This window comes from Flavobacterium agrisoli (genome assembly GCF_016522065.1).
Classification (GTDB): Bacteria; Bacteroidota; Bacteroidia; order Flavobacteriales; family Flavobacteriaceae; genus Flavobacterium; species Flavobacterium agrisoli.
This window is the reverse complement of sequence record NZ_JAEHFV010000007.1, coordinates 67,586-89,309: the sequence shown is the minus strand read 5'-3', so window position 1 is coordinate 89,309 and position 21,724 is coordinate 67,586. Positions and strand designations below refer to the sequence as shown.

The following is a 21,724-nucleotide window of genomic DNA, read 5'->3' as shown; positions in this document are numbered from 1 at the left end:
AAAGTTGGAAAGTGAAAAGTCATAAAGTCTAACATTAAATGTCTATAGCGACTCTTTCAGACTTTCGACTTTTGACTTTCGACTAAATGTCCTGTCCCAATCTTTCCAAACGGGTTCATAACCTTTTTTGGTAATTATCGATGCAATTTCGGCAACAGAACGTTCGTCACTAATTTCAAATTGTTCTAATGATTGCGGATCAACGACATAACCACCGGGATTGGTTTTGGAACCTGCGCTCATACTGGTTGTACCAATTGGGATAATATTGTCGCGAAATTTCTCGTTTTCCCGTGTTGAAATCGAGATTTCTAAATCTTCATTCCACAAACGATACGCGCAAATTAGTTGGGTCAAATCTTTATCGTCCATAATGAAATTGGGTTCGATAATACCTTCGGCTGGACGTAATCTTGGAAAAGAAACTGAGTATTTGGTTTGCCAGTAGGTTTTTTGTAAATAATCCAAATGCAAAGCATTGAAAAAACTGTCGGTGCGCCAATCTTCCAAACCCAATAAAACGCCCAACCCAATTTTATGAATTCCTGCTTTTCCAATTCTATCAGGCGTATCTAAACGAAAATCAAAATTGGATTTTTTTCCTTTGGTATGGTATTTTTTATACACTTCCTGATGATAGGTTTCCTGATACACCAAAACCGAGTACACACCAGCATCGTGCAAACGTTCGTACTCTTCTTGAGAAAGCGGTTGCACTTCTACCGAAATAATTGAAAAATCATTTTTGATTAATTCGATGGCATTCAGAAAATAATTGATATTTACGCTGTAATTGGCTTCGCCTGTAACCAATAAAACATGGTCAAAACCAAGGTTTTTCAAGGCTTCAACTTCTTGTTTTATTTCAGAATCCAAAAGAGTTTTGCGTTTGGTTTTATTGTCTAAACTGAATCCGCAATAGGTACAAATGTTTTGGCATTCGTTACTCAAATACAAAGGCGCATACATCTGAATCGTTTTACCAAAACGGTTTTTAGTTAATGCGTGACTCATTTGCGCCATTTGTTCTAAATAAGGTTGGGCAGCAGGAGAAATCAAAGCTAGAAAATCATCTAGATTGCGTTTGTTTTTGGCTAAGGCCTGTTCTACCTCTCTGTGGGAAGTTTGATAAATTCGGGATTGGATAGCATCCCAATTGTATTGTTCAAAGATAGATTTGAAGGTATTCATTGTTTATTCGTATAAAAAAGCCGTCAACGGACTTGAAGCAACTGCTTGATTGAATTGCTGACCCAGTTTGGCTTCATAAGCTTTTCGACCTGAAATGACTGCTTCCTTAAAAGCCTCGGCCATCAATTTTGGATTTCCAGCAACCGCTATAGCCGTATTTACCAAAACAGCATCAGCACCCATTTCCATTGCTTTGGCAGCATCAGATGGAGCGCCAATTCCGGCATCAATGATAACTGGAACTTTGCTTTGCTCGATAATAATTTCTAAAAAATCAATAGTTTTTAACCCTTTATTACTTCCGATTGGCGAACCTAAAGGCATTACTGCCGATGTTCCTACATCTTCCAAACGTTTGCATAAAACTGGATCAGCGTGGATGTAAGGCAAAACGATGAATCCTAATTTTGCCAATTCTTCGGTAGCTTTTAAGGTTTCAATTGGATCCGGCATCAAATATTTTGGATCAGGATGAATTTCGAGTTTTAGCCAATTCGTTTCTAGTGCTTCACGTGCTAATTGTGCTGCAAAAATGGCTTCTTGGGCATTTCTGGCACCTGAAGTATTAGGCAGTAAATTGATTTTTGGATGTTGTAAATGTGATAGGATAGCATCAGTTTCGGTTTCTAAATCGATACGTTTTAATGCTACTGTAACCAATTCACTTTCCGAAGCCAAAATTGCCTCTTCCATTTGTTGATTCGAACCAAATTTCCCAGTCCCTAAAAACAGTCTGGATTCTAATGTTTTATCTCCTATTTTAAACAATGACGTTGCCATATAATTTTTCGTTTAATTGTGTAATTAATTTTGTTTTAGAAGGATTTTCGGTAATCAAGCCTGAAACCGCTATTCCGTGAATTCCGGTTTGCATTAAAGCTTCAACATCACTTAAATCAATGCCTCCAATAGCATAAATTGGGACTTCAAGATTTTGCTTTTTCATTTCAGCAATAATAGATTCGTAACTTTCTAAACCCAAAATCGGGCTTAATTTTTCCTTAGTTGTTGTGAATCGAAAAGGGCCTAATCCGATATAATCACAACCATTTTGTATGTGATTTTTAATATTTTCAAAAGTATTGGCAGTTCCTCCAATGATTTTGGTTTTACCCAAAATGTCGCGAGCATCTTTAATTTTCATATCCATCAATCCGAGATGTACACCATCTGCAGCAATTTTTTGAGCTAGAGCAACATTGTCATTGATGATAAAGTTTGCCAAATATTCTTCGCATAAAAATTTTGCCGCTTCGGCTAATTTGTAACAATCGGAATCGGTTTGGTTTTTAAACCGCATTTGAATCCAATCACAACCATTATCCAAAGCTTCATGAATATTATGCAGTTGTTCTTCGATCGTATTTCCCTGAGAAATATATTGTAATTTGTTATACATGATGAAATCCTAGTTTAGTTGAGTTAGATGATAAATAGTTTTCTGTGTATTTTTTTGCTTTTGCGCAAGCGGTTTCAAAATTATATCCTAATGCTACATTTGCGGTAATTGCAGATGATAGTACACAGCCAGAACCGTGTTTTTCATGACAAGTATTGGTTCTTGGTAATAATTTCTCGACACTATTTTTTGTATAGAGATAATCAATGCCAATCTCGTGCGGATTGTGTCCGCCTTTTAGAAAAACAACACAATGTTTCGAGAGTAAAGTTGCTGCTGTTGGGACATCAACGTCATTTGATAATTGCAAAATTTCGTTGTAATTAGGTGTGATTAAATCTATTTTTTTTAAAATTTCAATTAAAATTTCTTGATTTTGAATGTTTAAAAAATCAAACGCTGTACTCGATTTTAAAACCGTATCCCAAATAATTTTAGTAGTTGATGACAGTTTTTTAATAGTGAAAACAATTTCTTTTACATATTCTAATGATGGAACAATTCCAATTTTGACTGCTTTAATTTTATACTGACCAAAAAATATCCGTATCGATTTTAGAACAAAATCTAAGCTTGTCCATTGCATTTCAACAAATTCATTTTCAGTTTGAATAGTGTTCCCCGTATTAATGGCAAATCCATACACTTGATGTTGCTCAAATGTTTTAATATCAGCCAAAACACCCGCTCCAGCAGAGGGATCAAATCCTGCTATTGTTAAAACGATTTGACGATTTTTTGACATGATTTAAAGTTTTGAATTGGGTTGTTTGAACACCAAATAGTTCCTAGTAAGGCTACATTATCAAAGCCATTTTCTAATGCTTGGGCTGTGTTTTTAGGCTCTATTCCACCTAAAGCAATGAGTTTTGTATTGAAATTAGTTCTGTTTTTGATGGATTTCAATAAATCTGTTTTAGAGAAATAATTTTCTTTAGAAATTGATGGAAAAACTGGACTCAAAAAAGCATAATCATAATCAGTTGACAAACTATTAAATTCTTCTATCGAATGGGTAGAAGTGGACTTCGTTAACGGAATCGTAGAAGATTTTAAATACTTATTAGGAATTTCATTTTTTCTATCATTTTTTGTAAAATAAAAATGATTAATTCCGAACAATTCTGCTATTTGATGCTGGCTATGTAAAACCAATTTTTTTCGAAATTCTTTTTCTATTTGCTGAATGAACAGTGCCATTCTAACCTCTGAATATTCTGGTTTACGAATATGAAGCAATTCCAAACCCTCTTCAAAAAGAGCATGAATAATTTCAATTTCATTGAGAATTGAAGTTGGGTTTGTGATTACTATCATTTTTTTAGTATTAAGATTTGAGAATTAAGTATTAAGAAAAGTAGAAATCTGATTTTTAGGTCTTAATACTTAATACTTTTATCTTGATTCTCTGTTATACATAAATCTCTTTTCCTTGCTCGATAAACTCTTCCGATTTCTCTTGCATTCCTTTTTTTGCTTCTTCTACGTCACGAATTTCTTGTGATATTTTCATAGAGCAGAATTTTGGTCCACACATCGAGCAAAAATGAGCCACTTTGGCACCATCAGCAGGCAATGTCTCATCGTGGAATTCTCTTGCGGTATCTGGATCCAAAGCCAAATTGAATTGGTCTTCCCAACGGAATTCAAAACGAGCTTTACTCAAAGCGTTATCGCGATATTGTGCGCCTGGATGACCTTTGGCTAAATCGGCAGCGTGAGCGGAGATTTTATAAGTAATAACTCCGTCTTTTACGTCTTTTTTGTTGGGTAATCCAAGATGCTCTTTTGGAGTTACATAACACAACATCGCACAGCCGTACCAACCAATCATCGCTGCTCCAATGGCAGAAGTGATGTGATCATAACCCGGAGCGATATCAGTCGTTAATGGACCAAGAGTATAAAAAGGCGCTTCGGAACAATGTTCCAATTGTTTATCCATGTTTTCTTTAATCATGTGCATTGGTACGTGACCTGGACCTTCGATGAATACTTGAACGTCATGTTTCCAAGCAATTTTTGTCAATTCGCCTAAGGTTTCTAATTCGGCAAATTGTGCGGCATCATTGGCGTCTGCAATAGAACCCGGACGTAAACCATCACCAAGAGAAAAAGCGACATCGTATTGTTTCATGATTTCGCAGATTTCCTCAAAATGAGTGTAAAGGAAGTTTTCCTTGTGATGAAATAAACACCATTTTGCCATAATCGAACCCCCACGAGAAACAATTCCTGTAACACGATTAGCGGTCAAATGAATGTAACGCAATAAAACTCCAGCGTGAATAGTAAAATACGAAACGCCTTGTTCTGCTTGCTCGATTAGGGTATCTCGGAATATTTCCCAAGTTAAATTTTCGGCAATTCCGCCTACTTTTTCTAAAGCTTGGTAAATGGGTACGGTTCCGATTGGTACTGGTGAGTTACGAATAATCCATTCTCTTGTTTCGTGAATGTTTTTTCCTGTTGACAAATCCATAATTGTGTCTGCTCCCCAACGGCATGCCCAAACGGCTTTTTCTACTTCTTCTTCAATACTGGAAGTCACCGCGCTATTTCCAATATTGGCATTAATTTTTACCAAGAAATTACGTCCCACAATCATTGGTTCACTTTCTGGGTGGTTGATGTTGTTTGGAATAATAGCTCTTCCTGCTGCGATTTCGCTTCGAACAAATTCAGGAGTAATTTTTGATTTTGGTGTATTAGCACCGAAACTATGACCAGCGTGTTGACATTGCATCGCTTTTTGAGCTGTTTCTAACTGCTCGATTCGCTGGTTTTCACGAATGGCAATATATTCCATTTCGGGAGTTATAATTCCTTTTTTGGCATAATGCAATTGCGAAACATTCGCGCCTTTCTTGGCACGCATTGGTTTGTGTAAATATTCGAAACGAAGGTGATTTAATTTCTCGTCAGCCAAACGTTCTTTTCCATAATCAGAAGTGATTTCGGTTAATTCTTCTACGTCATTTCGGTCTAAAATCCATTGTTCACGAAGGCGAGGCAATCCTTTGCGAACATCGATTTCGATATTAGGATCGGTGTAAGGTCCCGATGTATCGTAAACAGTTACGGGTGGATTTTTCTCGACTCCGCCTTTAGATAGTTTTGTATCAGATAACTTGATTTCGCGCATGGCGACTTTTATCGGGTGAATTTCTCCGTCGATATAAACCTTAGTCGAATTTGGGAAAGGTTCTCTTGATATTTTGTGTTCGTTGCTCATATTTTTTTAATTGAAAGATTTTTAATTGAAAGATTGAAGAATTAAAAAATGGAATGATTACGGTACTTGTTGTTGAACAAAATCTTTAAATCTTTAAATTTTTCAATCATTTAATTTTTTAAATAAAATTATCCCCCCTGAGTAGCAGAAATAATTAAAATGTCGTCGGTTTCGAGTAGGAGATGGCTGTTCCAGTTGGATCTTGGAATAACAGAATTGTTGACAGCAACGGCAATACCGTTCTGTTTGTTTGGAATTTCAATATCCAATAAAGCCTGAATGCTTAATTCCTGAATATCAAATTCTTTTTTTTGTTGGTTGATTTTTAGTTCCATTCCTTTGAGATTTGTATATAATTATACTTTAGGAATGGCTACAATGTGGCATACGAATATGCACAAGAAGTCATCTTACTTTTTCCTACGCTAGTATGAACTAGATCAGGTTCGAGGGTAAAGTCTCAGCCTACAATTTTGTAGACACCCCTAAAGTGTAAAGCAAATGTAGGCAAAAAGTTAGAGGTTAGAAGTTAGAAGTTGGAAGTTTAACAAAATTTATACTGAATACTAAAATTCTGAACACTGTTTACTGCTGTCTTGTCCAGCATTCTTGTACATGGTCGTTAACCATTCCAGTGGCCTGCATGTGGGCGTAAACTACTGTAGAACCTACGAATTTGAAGCCTCGCTTTTTTAAATCTTTACTAATTGCGTCAGAAAGTGGAGTGGTGGCAGGAACGTCTTTTGCAGATTTTGGATTGTTTATGATTGGTTTTCCATTGGTAAATTTCCAAATATATTCAGAGAAACTGCCAAATTCTTCCTGAACATTCATAAAAGCCTGTGCATTGCTTACTGCTGCTCGTACCTTAAGTTGGTTGCGAATGATTCCCGAGTTTTGCAATAAGGATTGAATCTTTTCTTCGGAATAATGAGCTATTTTTTTATAATCGAAATTATCAAAAGCTTCGCGAAAGTTTTCTCTTTTGTTGAGAATGGTAATCCAACTCAAACCTGCTTGAAAAGTTTCTAAAATAAAAAATTCGAATAATTTTTGGTCTTCATAAACGGGAATTCCCCATTCTTCATCATGGTATTTTTTGTATAAATCGCTTGAAGAACACCAATGACAACGAATTTTTTCCATTTAGCAATGTGTAATTTTTTAATATCCTTTTAAATACGCTTCTCTTACTTTTTTGAAAAGGTTAGAAGAATAAACAAAATCAACGACCGCTTGATTGTCGGTTTTAAAAATTTCCTCTTTGGTTCCTTGCCACGCTTTTAAACCATTTTTTAAAAACACAATATTATCGCCAATTTCCATTACCGAGTTCATATCATGGGTATTAATTACCGTGGTTATGTCGTATTCTTCGGTGATTTCTTTGATCAAATTATCTATCAAAATAGATGTGTTTGGGTCTAAACCCGAGTTAGGTTCATCGCAAAATAAATATTTAGGACGGTTTACGATAGCGCGGGCTATGGCCACACGTTTTTGCATTCCACCCGAAATTTCGGAGGGTAATTTTTTATGCGCATCAATTAAGTTGACTCTTTTTAGAACAAAATCAACGCGTTCTTTAATGGCCGCTCGGTTTTCTTTAGTAAACATTCGCAAAGGGAAAGCCACATTTTCTTCGACGGTCATTGAATCAAATAAGGCGCTTCCTTGAAAAACCATGCCGATTTCGGTTCGAAGATCTCTTTTTTCATCTTTATCTAAATTAGAATAAACACGACCATCAAATTCGATTGTGCCAACTTCGGGATGGTGAATACCCAGCAAACTTTTTAATAAAACTGTTTTTCCAGAACCACTTTGTCCAATAATTAAGTTGGTTTTTCCGGTTTCAAAAACAGTCGAAATCCCTTTAAGAACTTTCGTGTCACCAAACGATTTTTCTACATTTTTTACCTCTATCATTATCCTAACAGTACTTGAGTTAATATATAATTGAAAAGAATGATGGTAACCGAGGTCCATACAAACGAAACCGTACTCGCTTTTCCAACTTCGAGCGCGCCACCTTTCATATAATAACCATGAAAAGATGGAATAGTGGCTAAAAGTATGGCAAATATGAAAGTTTTAATAAAAGCATAGGTGATATGAAACGGAATAAAATCCATTTGCGCACCTTGAATAAAATCTTGACTTGTTGAAAATCCGCCATAAGCACTCGCCATCCAACCTCCGAAAATCCCTAAAAACATACTAATTCCGATAACAAACGGATACAAAAGCAAGGCAATGATTTTAGGAAAAACCAAGTAATTTAGTGAGTTTACTCCCATTACTTCAAGTGCGTCAATTTGTTCGGTTACACGCATGGTACCAATACTCGAAGTGATGTAAGAGCCCATTTTTCCGGCCATAATAACCGAAATAAAAGTAGGAGCAAACTCTAAAATAACCGATTGACGTGTAGCAAATCCGATTAAATATTTTGGAATTAAAGGGTTGGTAAGGTTTAATGCGGTTTGAATGGCAACAACACCTCCAATGAAAAAAGAGATGAAGCACACAATTCCTAAAGAGTCGATAATTAAATCATCGATTTCTTTAAAAATCAAACGTTTCATGACCGACCATTTGGTTTGTTTATTGAAAATTTCTTTCAGCATTAAAAAATACCTTCCGATTTGAGATAGATATCGAACGAGCATCATAATTTTACAAATATGGGCTAAGTTAAAAAGAAGTTATGAGTTTTGGGGTATTGAGAAATTGTTTTTCGATAGTTTTAACGATTTAAAACAATTTCTCTTTCATTTTTTTTAAGCGGTATTTTTTAACAAATTGGGCTTGTTCGGGTGTAACTAACATTTTTTTATTTTCGCGTTTGGCTTTCCAAAATCCGTTGAGGTAATCTATAAAAAGAAAGGGTTTTCCTTTTCTAAAGGCCAATTTCATCGATGCAATGGCCGTAATAGTAAAGCCGTAACCCAAAGTATAAAAAGCTTCTCCTTGTTTGTAACGAGCGGTTTTGTTATAACTTGCGCCAGTTGGTTTGAGATGTTTAACGTGTAAAGTTTCATCGGTTACCACTTTCCAGTTGTAAAATTTGCATAACAATTCATCAACCGTATCCCAACCCATTTGAGGCCGTAATCCACCAATTTGTTCAAAAGCCACTTTACGATACGCTTTTAATGCACCGCGAATATGATCTTTATCGGTTAAATTTTCTAAGACCCAGTCGCCATTTTTTTCAATATAGCAAAATCCTCCTGCCATTCCAATTTGTTCATCTGATTGAAAATGGTGAATAATAGTTTCAAAATAATTTTTAGGAAAAATTAAATCGGCATCCACTTTTACAATAATATCATAGTGGTCGTCAAGGTGTTTTAAACCTTCTTGAAATGCTTGAATGACTTTACTTCCCGGTAAATGTATGGCGCTAGAAACTTTGTTTACTAACTGTATAAAAGGGTATTTCTGACTGTATTCTGCAATAATTTCGGGCGTTTTATCGGTTGAATTATCATTAACTACAATTACTTTTGTAGGCAAAACGGTTTGTTCTACTAAGGATTGCAGGGTTACAGCCATGTAAGCTTCTTCGTTATACGCCGGAATAATAATGTAATATTTCATTTTTTAATGGTGCATTTTGAATTGTAAATTTTGAATAAGAAATTTTCAATTCTTCAATCTTTCAATTATTTAATTTTCTCAGCATACACAATGTAATATCTGTTTGTAAAACGGCGTAAAAAAGGACGTAAACCCAATTGTTTGACCGGATTGGTCCATTTTTTAGAGTCGATAATTTTCCAGCCTGTTTTTTCCAGTAGCCAATCCAATTGCCAATCTTCAAATTCATGATAATGCCGATCCCACATGTCGGTTTTACTTCTGTAGGCGGCCGAAAACCACAAACGCATGGGGATTGAAATAATTAGTTTTTCGGCTTTTATTTCTTTTAAAACCGTGAAAGGATTTAGCAAATGTTCAAAAATTTCTAAGGCAGTAACCACTTGTGCATTCGAGTTTTGTAAAGCCGATTGGTTGAGGTCTAAATCTTCGCCAGAAGTATTTGAAACTGAATAACCCGCATCTTTCATTATTTTTGAAAAGGGATTTTCAACTCCTAAATCCAAAATGGTTTCCGATGTTGGAATGTGTTTTTGTAAAAATTCTAAGGTAAGTTTGAATCTTTTATTGGGAAATGTTTTTTCGTACATGTTTTGAATTAATTATCAAAGGCGCAAAGATACAAGTTATCTATATACAATTTGCTTTGAAAAGTAGGGAACAAAAAAAATCCACATCGGATGATATGGATTTGGTATTTTTAGTTTTCAATTTTAATTGCGATATACAAAAGCATTAATGTTCATTCCGGCTCCAACCGAAGCAAAAATGACAACGTCACCTTTGTTGATTTCATGATTTTCAATTTTACCTTGTAGCAATAAATCGTACAAAGTAGGAACAGTGGCCACGCTACTATTTCCTAAATCATGAATGCTCATTGGCATGATGTCTTTTGGAACAGCTTGGTCGTATAATTTATAAAAACGTTCGATTATGGCTTCGTCCATTTTTTCATTAGCTTGGTGAATCAAGATTTTTTTAACGTCTTCGATTGCGATGCCGCTTTTATCCAAACAGGCTTTCATAGCACAAGGAACGTTACTTAGAGCAAATTCGTAAATTTTGCGTCCGTACATTTTGATGTATTTTACATCTTGATCTAAATCATTGTTATAAGATTTGCCAAAGAAAAGAAAATTGGCTTCGTCGGTGGCAAAAGTAGCGCTTTCGTACGATAAAAGCCCTGATTCGTCATTAGAGGCTTCTAAAACGGAAGCTCCCGCTCCATCCGAATAAATCATCGAATCACGGTCATGGTCGTCAACTACTCTCGAAAGGGTTTCGGCTCCAATTACCAAAACTCTTTTTGCCATTCCCGATTTGATGAAGGCATTGGCTTGTAAAACACCCTCAATCCAACCTGGGCAACCAAAAAGAATGTCGTAGGCTACACATTTTGGATTTTTGATATTTAATTTGTTTTTTACTCGCGTTGCCAAACTCGGAATCATATCCGATTGAATGGTGCCCGATTTTACATCTCCAAAATTGTGTGCAAAAATAATATAATCCAGTGTTTCTTTATCGATGTTGGCATTAGCTATGGCTTTTTCGGCAGCCAAAAAAGCTAAGTCGGAAGTCATTTGATTGCTTTCAGCGTAACGACGGTTTTCAATACCGGTAATTCCCTTAAATTTTTTGATAACAACTTCGTTAGGATATCCAAAAGGACTGCCATCCTCATTTAAAAAAGCATGATTTATAAAGTCAAAATTGCTTATGTTTTGTTCCGGAATATAACTTCCGGTACCGATTATCTTAATATTCATTACTTCCTTATTTTTCAAAAAATTTCGACTAATGTACTGATTAATATTTCAATTCAATCAGAAAATTTAGTATGCATGCATATAATTATTGAATAAGCTGAAAAATAAGATTTTTTTGATTTTTTATTAAAGAAATTTGATTTTCATTAAAAATTTAACATTGCTATTGAAAAGGTATTCAGTAGGATTTATTGAGGAGATAAAACAAAAAGAGCCGCGAAATTCGCAGCTCTTAAAGGATGATTGATTTGTTTTTTAGTTTTCCATATAGGCTTCAATAGGAGCGCAAGAACAAACTAAATTTCTATCTCCATAAGCATCATCTACACGACGAACTGATGGCCAGAATTTATTATCTGCAATATACGCTAATGGGTAAGCCGCTTTTTCTCTGGTGTAAGGGAAGTCCCAAGAATCAGAAGTTAACATTGCTAAAGTATGCGGCGCATTTTTCAAAAGGTTATTTTTATCTTCAGCAGTAGCTGTTTCAATTTCTTTTCTAATGGCAATCATGGCATCACAAAAACGATCTAATTCGGCCAAATCTTCCGATTCGGTTGGTTCAATCATTAAAGTTCCAGCTACTGGGAAAGAAACGGTTGGAGCATGAAATCCATAATCCATTAAACGTTTTGCGATATCTCCAACTTCAATTCCGTTTTCTTTAAAGGCACGACAATCTAAAATCATTTCGTGAGCTGCTCTTCCGCATTCTCCTGTGTAAAGAATAGGGTAGTGCCCTTCAAAACGAGCTTTCATATAATTGGCATTCAAAATCGCGTGTTCGGTAGCGCTTTTCAATCCATCGGCTCCCATCATGGTAATGTAACCGTACGAAATCAAACAAACTAAAGCCGATCCGTAAGGTGCAGATGAAATAGCAGTAATAGCTTGCTCGCCACCTACATTCAGAATTGGATTCGTTGGTAAAAACGGAACTAATTTTTCGTTCACGCAAATTGGCCCCACACCTGGACCACCACCACCGTGAGGGATAGCAAAGGTTTTGTGTAAGTTTAAGTGACAAACATCGGCTCCAATAGTTGCTGGATTTGTTAAACCAACTTGGGCGTTCATGTTGGCACCATCCATATATACTAATCCACCATTTTCGTGAATTAATTTTGTGATTTCGATAATAGAAGATTCGTAAACCCCGTGAGTTGATGGATACGTTACCATTAAACAAGATAAATCATCTTTGTGTTCAATAGCTTTTTGTCTTAAATCTTCCACGTCAATATTTCCTTCTGGAGTTGTTTTGGTAACAATGATTTTCATTCCCGCCATCGCAGCAGAAGCCGGATTAGTTCCGTGAGCCGAGGATGGAATTAAACATACGTTTCGATGTCCTTCGTTGCGAGAAATGTGATACGCACGAATAGCCATTAAACCTGCATATTCACCTTGAGCACCAGAGTTTGGTTGTAATGTTGTTCCAGCAAAACCAGTAATTACATTTAGTTGTTGCTCTAATTTTTTAAGCATTGTGATATAACCTTCGGCTTGTTCAACAGGAGCAAACGGATGAATGCTATTCCAGTTTGGCATTGATAAAGGCAACATTTCTGATGCAGCGTTCAATTTCATTGTACAAGAACCTAATGAAATCATAGAATGGTTCAATGATAAATCTTTACGCTCTAATTTTTTGATGTAACGCATCAACTGACTTTCCGAATGATGGTTATTGAAAACATCATGTGTTAAGAAAGACGACGTTCTTTCTAATGAAGCTGGTAATTGAGAAGCTGTTGCTAATTCAGAAACCGTGAAAGATTCTTTTGCTAATGCTTCAGCAAAAATGGCAATAATTTGGTTGATGTCGGCAATAGATGTCGTTTCGTTAAATGAAATCGAAATCGTATCGGCATCAACATAGAAGAAATTGACTTCATTTTTCTCTGCAACTGTTTTTACTTTTTGAGCATTGGCTTTTACTAAAATAGTATCAAAGTAAGCTGTGTTGGTTTGATAAACACCTAATTTATTTAAAGCTTCAGCAGTAGTTACTGCAGAGGCATGTACTTTGTTTGCAATATATTGTAAGCCTTTTGGTCCGTGATAAACCGCATACATTCCGGCCATAACTGCCAATAAAACTTGAGCGGTACAAATGTTTGAAGTCGCTTTTTCACGTTTAATGTGTTGCTCACGCGTTCCTAAAGCCATACGTAAAGCGCGGTTTCCGTTAACATCGATAGAAACTCCGATGATACGCCCCGGCATAGAGCGTTTGTATTCTTCTTTAGTTGCGAAAAAAGCTGCATGCGGACCGCCATAGCCCATTGGTACACCAAAACGTTGGGTGGTTCCAACCACTACTGCAGCGCCCATTTCTCCAGGAGAAGTCAACGTTGCTAAAGACAAAATATCAGCTGCCACAGCCACTTTAATTTCGTTTGCTGCCGCTTTGGCAATAAAATCCGAATAATCATTAACTTGTCCAAATTTACCTGGATATTGAAGAATTGCTCCGAAAAATTCGTTTGAAAAATCAAAAGTTTCGTGCTTTCCAACTACCAATTCTATTCCAACCGGAGTGGAACGTGTTTGTAAAATGGATAATGTTTGGGGTAAAATCTCTTCCGAAACAAAGAATTTGTGTATATTGTTTTTCTTTTGATCGCGTGTACGTACATCAAATAGTAACGACATTGCCTCAGCAGCGGCTGTTCCTTCGTCTAACAAAGATGCATTGGCAATTTCCATTCCCGAAAGTTCAGTAACTACGGTTTGAAAATTCAAAATCGCTTCTAAACGACCTTGGGCAATTTCTGCTTGATACGGTGTATAAGCGGTGTACCATCCTGGATTTTCAAAAATATTTCGTTGAATAGGAGCCGGAAGGATAGTAGGGTGATAACCCAAGCCAATATATGATTTGAAAACTTTATTTTTGTTTCCTAATTCTTGAATATGAGTAGCAAATTCGTATTCGGTCATTGCTGGTTCAAGTGTAAGAGGTGCTTTTAAACGAATATCGTCGGGAAGTGTTTCGTAGATAAGTTGGTCTATCGAGTCAACTCCAATGGTTTTCAACATGTGTTGAAGGTCTGTTTCTCTAGGACCTATGTGTCTTAAAGCAAAAGCATCTGTTTTCATATAAAGCTAAAAGTGTTGTTTTTTGTGCCGCAAAATTAAGTATTAATCGCAATTTATTTTGAAGTTTTGCCCTAAATTTTTGTGAATTTTACATTGAAAGGATTGATTTGTATCTAAATATTAGATTTATCTTATGAAATTTTTTCTTAGACTGATAGATTTTTATATAAACAGTAGTTTGCATGTCGCTTTGTCGGCAGCAACATTGGTGGCGTTAACCTACGAAATGTTTGCTTTGTCTACCGACTTAAATGTGGTGCTTTTTGTGTTTTTCGGAACCATTGTGGGTTACAATTTTGTCAAATACGATGCCTTGGTTCGTATTCAGCGAATTAACATGAAAATAGCTTTGCGAGCCATAACCGTATTGAGCTTTTTGGCATTACTACTTTCGGGTTATTTTTTTTTACATCTTCAAAGCATAACACAAATTTCTTCAGTTATCATTGTTTTGATTACGTTGTTATATGCACTGCCATTTTTTCCAAATAAAAAAAACGCGCGCAATTGGGCAGGAGTAAAAATTTATATTGTTTCCATTTGTTGGGTTGGAGCTACCGTAGTGCTGCCGATTCTGAATGCCGAAATTGGTTTTTCGGGTTATTTTTTTATTAAATGTTTGCAGCGTTTTATACTCATTTTTGTTTTAATTCTGATTTTCGAAATTGTTGATGTAGAAAACGATGATCCACATTTGCAAACTGTACCGCAACAAATAGGAGTGAACAAAACCAAATTATTGGGTTTAGGTTTGCTAGTACCTTTTTATTTTTTGGAATTTGCGAATGTAAATTTTAATCAAAAGGAAGCTGTTGTTAATTTAATAATGGTAGTGGTTTTATCTGCTTTGTTAGCTTGGGCTAATTCAGATAGAAATAAATATTACAGCAGTTTTTTTACGGAAGCCATACCGATTTTTTGGTGGATTTTGATGGTGATTTTCTAAAAAAAAAACCGAAGCAGTACTACTTCGGTTTCTAAAAATTAAAAAGCTATAATGCTATAACAATCCCGCTCTCTTCAACAAAGCTTCGGGTTTTGGTTCCTGACCTCTGAAACGTTTGTACAAAGTCATAGGATGTTCTGTTCCTCCTTTTGAAAGTACGTTGTCTTTGAATTTCTTTGCTACTTCTTCGTTGAAGATGCCGTTTTCCTGGAAATATTCAAAAGCATCTGCATCCAAGACTTCTGCCCATTTATAACTGTAATATCCAGAAGAATAGCCTCCCTGAAAAATATGAGAAAACGCCGTACTCATCGCATTTTCTTTTACATCGGGGTACAATTGGGTGTTGGCAAATTGCTCTGTTTCGAAAGCTTTTAAATCGGTTATGTTAGTTGGATCTTGTCCGTGCCACGCCATATCTAATAATCCAAAACTTAATTGACGCAACGTTGCCAAACCTTCTTGGAAACTAGCACTTTCTTTAATTTTCTGAACATATTCCATCGGAATGATTTCTCCCGTTTCGTAATGATTCGCAAACAAAGCCAAAGCTTCCGGCTCGTAACACCAGTTTTCCATAATCTGGCTTGGCAATTCTACGAAATCCCAGTAAACAGAAGTTCCGGATAAACTTGGGTAAACCGTATCGGCCAGCATTCCGTGTAAACCGTGTCCGAATTCGTGGAATAAAGTCGTAACTTCATTAAATGTCAATAATGAAGGTTTTGTTTCGGTTGGTTTTGTAAAATTGCAAACATTCGAAATATGCGGTCTTTCGTTTACGCCATCTTTTACATATTGCGATTTGAACGATGTCATCCAGGCACCGTTTCTCTTTCCTTTTCTTGGGAAAAAATCAGCGTAGAAAATCGAAACTAAATTTCCGTTAGCATCTTTTACTTCATAAGTTGTAACTTCTTCGTGATATTTATCAATATCAAAAACTTCGGTAAAAGTTAAACCGTATAATTTTTTGGCAACTGTGAATGCACCGTCTAAAACTTTTTCTAACTGAAAATACGGTTTCAGTTTTTCATCGTCTAAATTAAAAAGCTGTTGTTTTAATTTTTCAGAATAATAAGCGCCGTCCCATTTTTCCAATTGTTCGATTCCGTCTAGTTCTTTTGCGAAAGCAGTTAATTCAGCAAATTCTTTTTGAGCTGCAGGTTTAGCTTTTGCTAATAAATCATTTAGGAAAGAGAAAACTTTCTCAGGGCTTTCGGCCATTCGTTCTTCCAGAACAAAATGAGCATGCGTTTTATAACCTAATAAATTAGCTCTTTCGTGACGAAGTTTGGCAATTTTCAGAACATTTTCTTCATTGTTGAATTCGTTCTTTTGAAAACCTTTTGCACCAAAAGCAATGGCCATTTTTTTGCGCAGTTCGCGATTATCGGCATAAGTCAAAAACGGAACATAACTTGGATAATCTAAAGTGAAAATCCAGCCTTCTTTTTCCTGATTTTTGGCTAATAATCTTGCTGCTTCGATTGTGCCTTCAGGTAAACCGGCTAAATCTTTTTCGTCAGTTAAATGTAGTTCGAAGTTGTTGGTTTCAGCTAAAACATTTTCGCCAAATTGTAAACTTAATTTCGATAATTCTTTGTCGATTTCTCTTAATTGATTCTTTTTGTCTTCTGGTAAATTCGCTCCGTTTCTCGAAAAACTTTTGTATTTTTTATCCAATAAAGTCGTTTGTTCTGGATTTAAACCTAAACTTTCTTTTTGATCATAAACGGCTTTTACTCTCGCAAATAAATCAGCATTCAAACGAATGTCATTTCCAAATTCTGATAGTAAAGGCGAAACTTCCTGAGCAATTTTCTGCATTTCGTCATTCGTTTCAGCCGAATTTAAATTGAAGAAAATGCTCGAAAGACGATCTAAAATATCACCCGAATAATCCATCGCTACGATGGTATTTTCAAAAGTCGGTGCTTCCGGATTATTTACAATGGCATCAATTTCTGCTTTCGCCAAAGCAATTCCTTCATTGAAAGCAGGAACGTAATCTTCGATTTTAATTTGCGAAAAAGGCGCAGTGTTATGTTTGGTGTTAAAGTATTGTGTTAAAACGCTCATGTGTTTATGCTTTTTTAAAATATAAAATTAGAAAATCATAATTTGAATTTCTCCGTGTCCTGAAAAGTATTCCAAAATCGAAGTAATTTTAAATTTGTATTTTCGATACGGTAGTAAAGTGAAATGTGCTTGGTAATGACAACTTTATAAACGTTTTTGTAGTTGGTTTTTATAAATAAAACATTGTCATTTTTTAAAAGTGCAATTGTGGTATTTACTTTTTCGATGAAATTAAGGGCCACTTTTTCAGACCATTCTGCTTCCAAATAATCGATGTTGTTCCAAAAGTCTTGTTTGGCTTGTGGAGCCCAAATTACATTCATTATTTAAAATATTTTGAATAACGATTTTTGGTTTCTTCCATGACAACATCGTGTGTAATTCCTTCGTTATTTTCTAAAGAATTAATGGCTTCGTTTATGTTGTTTTTTAATTTTTCAGAAAGATTTTCCTTCGATTGAATAAACTCCATAATTTCCTGAATTAAATCAGGATTATCAAGGTCTAAAACAATTTTAGCGAGTTCTATTTTAGAAGTTTGAATGTTCATTTTGCTTTTTTCTCAAAGTTAAGTTTTTCTTTTAGAAATTTTTAAAATAAGTTTCATAAAGATTCGCTAAAACAAACGCAAAGAATGTAAAAGAAAAAAACACAGAGATTCACAAAATTTTGTGTTTCTCTGTGTCTTCTTTGTGTTTCTCTGTGAAACTACTTTTTCAACCCTTCCGCTGCTTTATTTACGGCCGCTTTTAATTCTTCTTTGTAAGCAATAATAGTATCTAAAACTTTTTTATCGTGGCTTCCGATGATTTGTGCTGCTAAGATTCCGGCGTTTTTTGCCCCGTTTAAGGCTACTGTTGCTACAGGAACTCCGCCAGGCATTTGCAGAATCGATAAAACGGAATCCCACCCATCAATAGAATTGCTTGATTTTACAGGTACTCCAATTACAGGAAGCGGCGACATCGAAGCCACCATACCAGGTAAATGTGCTGCTCCGCCCGCACCAGCAATAATTACTGAAATACCACGATTATGTGCATTTTTACTAAAATCGAATAATTTTTCCGGTGTTCTGTGTGCCGAAACGATATCGACTTCCACTTCTACATTAAATTGTTTTAATATGTCGATGGCATCCTTCATGACGGGCATGTCGGAGATGCTTCCCATTATAATAGCTACTTTGCTCATTTTGTTTGTTGTGTTTTGTTTCGGTTTTAAAGTTTCAAGTTATTGGAAACTGAAAACTGTTTGTTTTACTCTATTTCTGGAATCATGTTCCAAATGTCAATGCCGAATTCAATTTCTAAACTTCTAATAAACTTGAGTTCGGTTAGACTTTTTTCAATTACTTTTTGAAAATATATTGTTGGGCTTTCGTAATAAGTAATTAATTCTTTACACAGAGAGATATACTTTTTTCTTTCTACAGATAAATCGTAGTCATCCAGTTTTAATAGTTTTACCAAGTTAAATACCTCTTTGTCATTCTCATTATAAGCTTCAAAAAGATTTAGTTCATTGTTGTAAATAATTTTAGTTTCAAAGTCATTATTGTATGGCGATAAAACTGGTTGGAACTCATTCCATTTGTCAGATTTCTCTTTGTTCCATTGAGATTTGCAAAGAAAAAGATTTAGATATTTATTTCTGTCTATAAAATCTTTTGAGGGATTAAAGTGATCAATATCTTTTTGGTCTGTTCTTCCTAAGTATGTTTCTGTGTAGGCGCAGAATCCTTTTTGTTCGTTAAATAAGATTTTACGAAGATTTGAATTGTCTCCACCTTTTATATATTCGATATCCTTTGCTAAAGAATTATCAGGTTTTGTTTGTTTTCTCATTAAAACTTATATGCATTAGCTAATAAAAGAATTTCTTCTAACAATTTATCTTTTTTAACTTCATTTTTTTCAGAAGCTAAGCGCTTTTTCAAATCTCTATATCTTTCAAATGCTTCAACCCCTCTTTCATTCATTAAAGATTCTAATTTGAAATCATTTTTCAAAATGTCGTTTGGATCATCTCCAATTGGGGAAATACCTCTACGAACAGCCACTTTTCCATCTTCATCAAAGTATAAAATAAATCGTTCGTCTGGTTCAAAAGAAGCCGCAACAAATGGAGAATGGGTTGCTACAATAAATTGTGCTTCTGGAGCAAGACTTTTATAGTGACCCATCAGATCCATTTGTATGTCTGGATATAAAGATCTTTCAGGTTCATCGATTAAAATTATTGAATCTTTTGTATCAAATTTGAATAGTGGCAAAAATGATAACAACAATCCTTTGGTACCGGTACTTGTGTTCTGAATTGGAATTATTTCGTCGTTTCTTTTATTTTTTATAGGAATTGAAAACTCTGTGTTAATTAAATCAACTTCTAAATTCAATTTTTCTATAATAGGATTGAATTTTTGAGCGAACGCTTCCAATTTGTTGGGATTTTCTTTTTGCCATTTATTAAACTCTGCCATTAATTTATTATTATTTGCTAATAAACCTTGATGAATTAGTTCAGACATTTTTTGTGTGAAATTTTTACGATATTTTAAAATTTCATTTAGTAGAAATAACCAAATTGTGATTTCTACTTCTTCGTCAAATAACATTCCATAACGATCTCTGTATTTAAAAGCATCTTCTATGTGTGAAAGTTCAGAGTTGTATTTTTCAATTAAATCAACGGGATTTTTTTCAAAAACATCAATATTTTTGGAAGAAATTATATTTGCTTTGAAATAAAAAATGTCTTTTTTGTAAATTAGAGGAATCAAATCCGTTACAGTGCCTCCTTTTTTTTCGTCTATGTAAATTCGTTGTTTGTATAAAAGTTCTTTTTTTCTTAGTGTAAGAACTTCATCTTTAATGATGAATTTGACTTCTCCATCTATGTTTTTTACTGAAGTCCGTAATCCGCTTAATGAGGTGCCTTCTATTACTTCCAAATTAAGAACATTTGAAGAGTAATCATAAATCAATTCCAACAATCCAGTTTTTCCAGTCGCACTCTGTCCAATAAAACAAATTTTATCTAATGGTTTTCCTCTTTTTTCTTCAATATGGAAATCTTCAGGATAAGTAAAATCAAACTCTATATTTTCTAAATGCCTAAATTGATCGATATGTAATTTTGAAATTTTCATTTATTTAATTTTTACAAAGCTAATTAAAAAATGAGTGCTATTATAAACTGAAAACTGCCACAGAATATTAAAAATTACTGACCACTGATCACTCTAATCGTATTCTTCACTTCCTGCGCAATTCTTCTCGCCTCAGCCATATTTTCATTTACGATTGTCACGTGACCCATTTTCCTGAAAGGGCGTGTTTGTTTTTTACCGTAAATATGAGGCGTAACACCATTCCATCCTAAAATGGTTTCGATGTTTTCATACACTACATTTCCAGAATGACCTTCGGCACCCACTAAATTGACCATAATTCCGGCCACTTTGCTGTCGGTGTTTCCTAACGGAAGATCCAAAATAGCGCGTATATGATTTTCGAATTGCGAAGTATAACTGGCTTCGATAGAATAATGACCAGAATTGTGCGGGCGTGGTGCTACTTCGTTTACCAAAATTTCGTCGTCCTGAGTTTGGAACATTTCAACGGCTAAAAGACCAACATGATGGAAATTCTCTGAAACTTGCAAGGCAATGGCTCTGGCTTTTTCAGCTACTTTATCATCTATTCTTGCGGGGCAGATAACGTACTCTACTTGATTCGCTTCCGGATGAAATTCCATTTCTACAACTGGATAGGTTTTCATTTCTCCTGATGGATTTCGTACCACAATTACGGCCAATTCGTTTTTGAACGGAACCATCGTTTCGGCTATACATTCTACATTTGGAAGCGTATCTAAATCAGAAATCTGACGAACTATTTTTACTCCGTTTCCGTCGTAACCAAATTCGGTGCATTTCCATACGAAAGGTATCTCGACTCCGCTCGATGTGACAGCAGATTTTAGTTTCTCTAAATTTTCAAATCGTTCAAATGGCGCTGTTGGAATATTATTATCTGCGTAAAACTGTTTTTGAATTCCTTTATTCTGAATTCCTTTTAAGGTTTTTGGAGAGGGATACACTTTTAAACCTTCGTTTTCTAATTGCGTTAAAGCTTCCAAATTAACCAATTCAATTTCGAAAGTCAAAACATCGACTTGTTTTCCGAAGTTATAAACCGTTTCATAATCCATTAAATCGCCTTGAAAAAATTTATTGCAAGCAAATTTACTTGGTGCTTCATCACTTGGGTCTAAAACATAGGTTTGTATATCAAATTTTCGCGTGTCGAACAACAGCATTTTGCCTAATTGTCCGCCGCCTAATATTCCTAATTTAAAATCAGAAGAAAAATAATTCATTGTTT

At 35.1% G+C, this 21,724-nt stretch carries 22 protein-coding genes and 1 riboswitch; of the genes, 1 reads left to right on the top strand and 21 read right to left on the bottom strand.

What is annotated here, in order from left to right; translation table 11 throughout:
* Positions 1-42: 42 nt before the first annotated feature.
* The 14 genes from thiH to gcvP form a co-directional block, all read right to left on the bottom strand.
* The gene (gene thiH / locus I5M07_RS14280; RefSeq protein WP_200107124.1) at positions 43-1,191 is read right to left on the bottom strand and encodes a 2-iminoacetate synthase ThiH; all 1,149 of its coding nucleotides are present in this window, start codon (positions 1,189-1,191) and stop codon (positions 43-45) included.
* 3 nt (positions 1,192-1,194) lie between these two features.
* A complete protein-coding gene (locus I5M07_RS14275) occupies positions 1,195-1,971 on the bottom strand; it encodes a thiazole synthase (RefSeq protein WP_317191330.1) in 777 nt (258 codons plus the stop codon).
* Positions 1,952-2,590, bottom strand: coding sequence for a thiamine phosphate synthase (locus I5M07_RS14270; protein ID WP_200107123.1), 639 nt, complete (start codon positions 2,588-2,590; stop codon positions 1,952-1,954). Before I5M07_RS14270 ends, I5M07_RS14275 begins: the two co-directional genes overlap by 20 nt.
* Positions 2,583-3,335, bottom strand: coding sequence for a hydroxymethylpyrimidine/phosphomethylpyrimidine kinase (locus I5M07_RS14265; RefSeq protein WP_200107122.1), 753 nt, complete (start codon positions 3,333-3,335; stop codon positions 2,583-2,585). The genes I5M07_RS14270 and I5M07_RS14265 overlap by 8 nt, the downstream gene beginning before the upstream one ends.
* Positions 3,308-3,907, bottom strand: a complete 600-nt coding sequence (locus I5M07_RS14260; RefSeq protein ID WP_200107121.1) for a thiamine phosphate synthase — start codon at positions 3,905-3,907, stop codon at positions 3,308-3,310. Before I5M07_RS14260 ends, I5M07_RS14265 begins: the two co-directional genes overlap by 28 nt.
* A gap of 94 nt (positions 3,908-4,001) precedes the next feature.
* On the bottom strand, positions 4,002-5,825 hold the full coding sequence (gene thiC / locus I5M07_RS14255; RefSeq protein ID WP_200107120.1) for a phosphomethylpyrimidine synthase ThiC: 1,824 nt from the start codon (positions 5,823-5,825) through the stop codon (positions 4,002-4,004).
* Between the two features lie 128 nt (positions 5,826-5,953).
* The gene (gene thiS, locus I5M07_RS14250; protein WP_200107119.1) at positions 5,954-6,160 is read right to left on the bottom strand and encodes a sulfur carrier protein ThiS; all 207 of its coding nucleotides are present in this window, start codon (positions 6,158-6,160) and stop codon (positions 5,954-5,956) included.
* Positions 6,161-6,225: 65 nt separating this feature from the next.
* Positions 6,226-6,322: riboswitch (TPP riboswitch) on the bottom strand.
* Positions 6,323-6,410: 88 nt separating this feature from the next.
* Positions 6,411-6,971 carry a DNA-3-methyladenine glycosylase I gene (locus I5M07_RS14245; protein WP_200107118.1) on the bottom strand — a complete coding sequence of 187 codons (561 nt, stop codon included), beginning with the start codon at positions 6,969-6,971 and terminating at the stop codon, positions 6,411-6,413.
* Between the two features lie 18 nt (positions 6,972-6,989).
* Positions 6,990-7,754, bottom strand: a complete 765-nt coding sequence (locus tag I5M07_RS14240; RefSeq protein WP_200107117.1) for an ABC transporter ATP-binding protein — start codon at positions 7,752-7,754, stop codon at positions 6,990-6,992.
* Positions 7,754-8,500, bottom strand: coding sequence for an MlaE family ABC transporter permease (locus tag I5M07_RS14235; protein ID WP_200107116.1), 747 nt, complete (start codon positions 8,498-8,500; stop codon positions 7,754-7,756). The genes I5M07_RS14240 and I5M07_RS14235 overlap by 1 nt, the downstream gene beginning before the upstream one ends.
* An 82-nt stretch (positions 8,501-8,582) precedes the next feature.
* Positions 8,583-9,431, bottom strand: coding sequence for a glycosyltransferase (locus I5M07_RS14230; RefSeq protein ID WP_200107115.1), 849 nt, complete (start codon positions 9,429-9,431; stop codon positions 8,583-8,585).
* 65 nt (positions 9,432-9,496) lie between these two features.
* Entirely contained in the window at positions 9,497-10,021 is a 525-nt protein-coding gene (locus tag I5M07_RS14225) for a methyltransferase domain-containing protein (RefSeq protein ID WP_200107114.1), read from the bottom strand.
* 123 nt (positions 10,022-10,144) lie between these two features.
* Complete coding sequence (locus I5M07_RS14220; RefSeq protein ID WP_200107113.1) at positions 10,145-11,203, bottom strand: 3-oxoacyl-ACP synthase III family protein; 1,059 nt, start codon at positions 11,201-11,203, stop codon at positions 10,145-10,147.
* 255 nt (positions 11,204-11,458) lie between these two features.
* On the bottom strand, positions 11,459-14,308 hold the full coding sequence (gene gcvP / locus I5M07_RS14215; protein WP_200107112.1) for an aminomethyl-transferring glycine dehydrogenase: 2,850 nt from the start codon (positions 14,306-14,308) through the stop codon (positions 11,459-11,461).
* A 133-nt stretch (positions 14,309-14,441) separates the two neighbouring features.
* Between gcvP and I5M07_RS14210 the strand changes: the two genes are divergently transcribed.
* Positions 14,442-15,254 (top strand): UbiA prenyltransferase family protein, encoded by an 813-nt coding sequence (locus I5M07_RS14210; RefSeq protein WP_200107111.1) that lies wholly within the window; start codon positions 14,442-14,444, stop codon positions 15,252-15,254.
* Positions 15,255-15,308: 54 nt separating this feature from the next.
* On the opposite strand, the gene I5M07_RS14205 is transcribed toward I5M07_RS14210, so the two are convergent.
* From I5M07_RS14205 to I5M07_RS14175, 7 genes are all read right to left on the bottom strand, one after another.
* Positions 15,309-17,336, bottom strand: a complete 2,028-nt coding sequence (locus I5M07_RS14205) for a M3 family metallopeptidase (RefSeq protein WP_200107110.1) — start codon at positions 17,334-17,336, stop codon at positions 15,309-15,311.
* Positions 17,337-17,371: 35 nt separating this feature from the next.
* Positions 17,372-17,659, bottom strand: a complete 288-nt coding sequence (locus I5M07_RS14200; RefSeq protein ID WP_200107109.1) for a type II toxin-antitoxin system RelE/ParE family toxin — start codon at positions 17,657-17,659, stop codon at positions 17,372-17,374.
* Positions 17,659-17,886 carry a ribosomal eL8 family protein gene (locus I5M07_RS14195; RefSeq protein WP_200107108.1) on the bottom strand — a complete coding sequence of 76 codons (228 nt, stop codon included), beginning with the start codon at positions 17,884-17,886 and terminating at the stop codon, positions 17,659-17,661. Before I5M07_RS14195 ends, I5M07_RS14200 begins: the two co-directional genes overlap by 1 nt.
* Positions 17,887-18,044: 158 nt before the next feature.
* Positions 18,045-18,530, bottom strand: a complete 486-nt coding sequence (gene purE / locus I5M07_RS14190) for a 5-(carboxyamino)imidazole ribonucleotide mutase (protein ID WP_200107107.1) — start codon at positions 18,528-18,530, stop codon at positions 18,045-18,047.
* Between the two features lie 65 nt (positions 18,531-18,595).
* Complete coding sequence (locus I5M07_RS14185) at positions 18,596-19,183, bottom strand: HNH endonuclease domain-containing protein (protein ID WP_200107106.1); 588 nt, start codon at positions 19,181-19,183, stop codon at positions 18,596-18,598.
* On the bottom strand, positions 19,183-20,487 hold the full coding sequence (locus I5M07_RS14180; protein WP_200107105.1) for an AAA family ATPase: 1,305 nt from the start codon (positions 20,485-20,487) through the stop codon (positions 19,183-19,185). The genes I5M07_RS14185 and I5M07_RS14180 overlap by 1 nt, the downstream gene beginning before the upstream one ends.
* Before the next feature lie 74 nt (positions 20,488-20,561).
* The gene (locus I5M07_RS14175) at positions 20,562-21,719 is read right to left on the bottom strand and encodes a 5-(carboxyamino)imidazole ribonucleotide synthase (RefSeq protein ID WP_200107104.1); all 1,158 of its coding nucleotides are present in this window, start codon (positions 21,717-21,719) and stop codon (positions 20,562-20,564) included.
* Positions 21,720-21,724: the final 5 nt, after the last annotated feature.

What these genes read in the sequence shown, in the direction of transcription:
- thiH (WP_200107124.1), bottom strand. Translation starts at nt 1,191, where the DNA reads ATGAATACCTTCAAATCTATCTTTGAACAATACAATTGGGATGCTATC.
- I5M07_RS14275 (WP_317191330.1), bottom strand. Translation starts at nt 1,971, where the DNA reads ATGGCAACGTCATTGTTTAAAATAGGAGATAAAACATTAGAATCCAGA.
- I5M07_RS14270 (WP_200107123.1), bottom strand. Translation starts at nt 2,590, where the DNA reads ATGTATAACAAATTACAATATATTTCTCAGGGAAATACGATCGAAGAA.
- I5M07_RS14265 (WP_200107122.1), bottom strand. Translation starts at nt 3,335, where the DNA reads ATGTCAAAAAATCGTCAAATCGTTTTAACAATAGCAGGATTTGATCCC.
- I5M07_RS14260 (WP_200107121.1), bottom strand. Translation starts at nt 3,907, where the DNA reads ATGATAGTAATCACAAACCCAACTTCAATTCTCAATGAAATTGAAATT.
- thiC (WP_200107120.1), bottom strand. Translation starts at nt 5,825, where the DNA reads ATGAGCAACGAACACAAAATATCAAGAGAACCTTTCCCAAATTCGACT.
- thiS (WP_200107119.1), bottom strand. Translation starts at nt 6,160, where the DNA reads ATGGAACTAAAAATCAACCAACAAAAAAAAGAATTTGATATTCAGGAA.
- I5M07_RS14245 (WP_200107118.1), bottom strand. Translation starts at nt 6,971, where the DNA reads ATGGAAAAAATTCGTTGTCATTGGTGTTCTTCAAGCGATTTATACAAA.
- I5M07_RS14240 (WP_200107117.1), bottom strand. Translation starts at nt 7,754, where the DNA reads ATGATAGAGGTAAAAAATGTAGAAAAATCGTTTGGTGACACGAAAGTT.
- I5M07_RS14235 (WP_200107116.1), bottom strand. Translation starts at nt 8,500, where the DNA reads ATGATGCTCGTTCGATATCTATCTCAAATCGGAAGGTATTTTTTAATG.
- I5M07_RS14230 (WP_200107115.1), bottom strand. Translation starts at nt 9,431, where the DNA reads ATGAAATATTACATTATTATTCCGGCGTATAACGAAGAAGCTTACATG.
- I5M07_RS14225 (WP_200107114.1), bottom strand. Translation starts at nt 10,021, where the DNA reads ATGTACGAAAAAACATTTCCCAATAAAAGATTCAAACTTACCTTAGAA.
- I5M07_RS14220 (WP_200107113.1), bottom strand. Translation starts at nt 11,203, where the DNA reads ATGAATATTAAGATAATCGGTACCGGAAGTTATATTCCGGAACAAAAC.
- gcvP (WP_200107112.1), bottom strand. Translation starts at nt 14,308, where the DNA reads ATGAAAACAGATGCTTTTGCTTTAAGACACATAGGTCCTAGAGAAACA.
- I5M07_RS14210 (WP_200107111.1), top strand. Translation starts at nt 14,442, where the DNA reads ATGAAATTTTTTCTTAGACTGATAGATTTTTATATAAACAGTAGTTTG.
- I5M07_RS14205 (WP_200107110.1), bottom strand. Translation starts at nt 17,336, where the DNA reads ATGAGCGTTTTAACACAATACTTTAACACCAAACATAACACTGCGCCT.
- I5M07_RS14200 (WP_200107109.1), bottom strand. Translation starts at nt 17,659, where the DNA reads ATGAATGTAATTTGGGCTCCACAAGCCAAACAAGACTTTTGGAACAAC.
- I5M07_RS14195 (WP_200107108.1), bottom strand. Translation starts at nt 17,886, where the DNA reads ATGAACATTCAAACTTCTAAAATAGAACTCGCTAAAATTGTTTTAGAC.
- purE (WP_200107107.1), bottom strand. Translation starts at nt 18,530, where the DNA reads ATGAGCAAAGTAGCTATTATAATGGGAAGCATCTCCGACATGCCCGTC.
- I5M07_RS14185 (WP_200107106.1), bottom strand. Translation starts at nt 19,183, where the DNA reads ATGAGAAAACAAACAAAACCTGATAATTCTTTAGCAAAGGATATCGAA.
- I5M07_RS14180 (WP_200107105.1), bottom strand. Translation starts at nt 20,487, where the DNA reads ATGAAAATTTCAAAATTACATATCGATCAATTTAGGCATTTAGAAAAT.
- I5M07_RS14175 (WP_200107104.1), bottom strand. Translation starts at nt 21,719, where the DNA reads ATGAATTATTTTTCTTCTGATTTTAAATTAGGAATATTAGGCGGCGGA.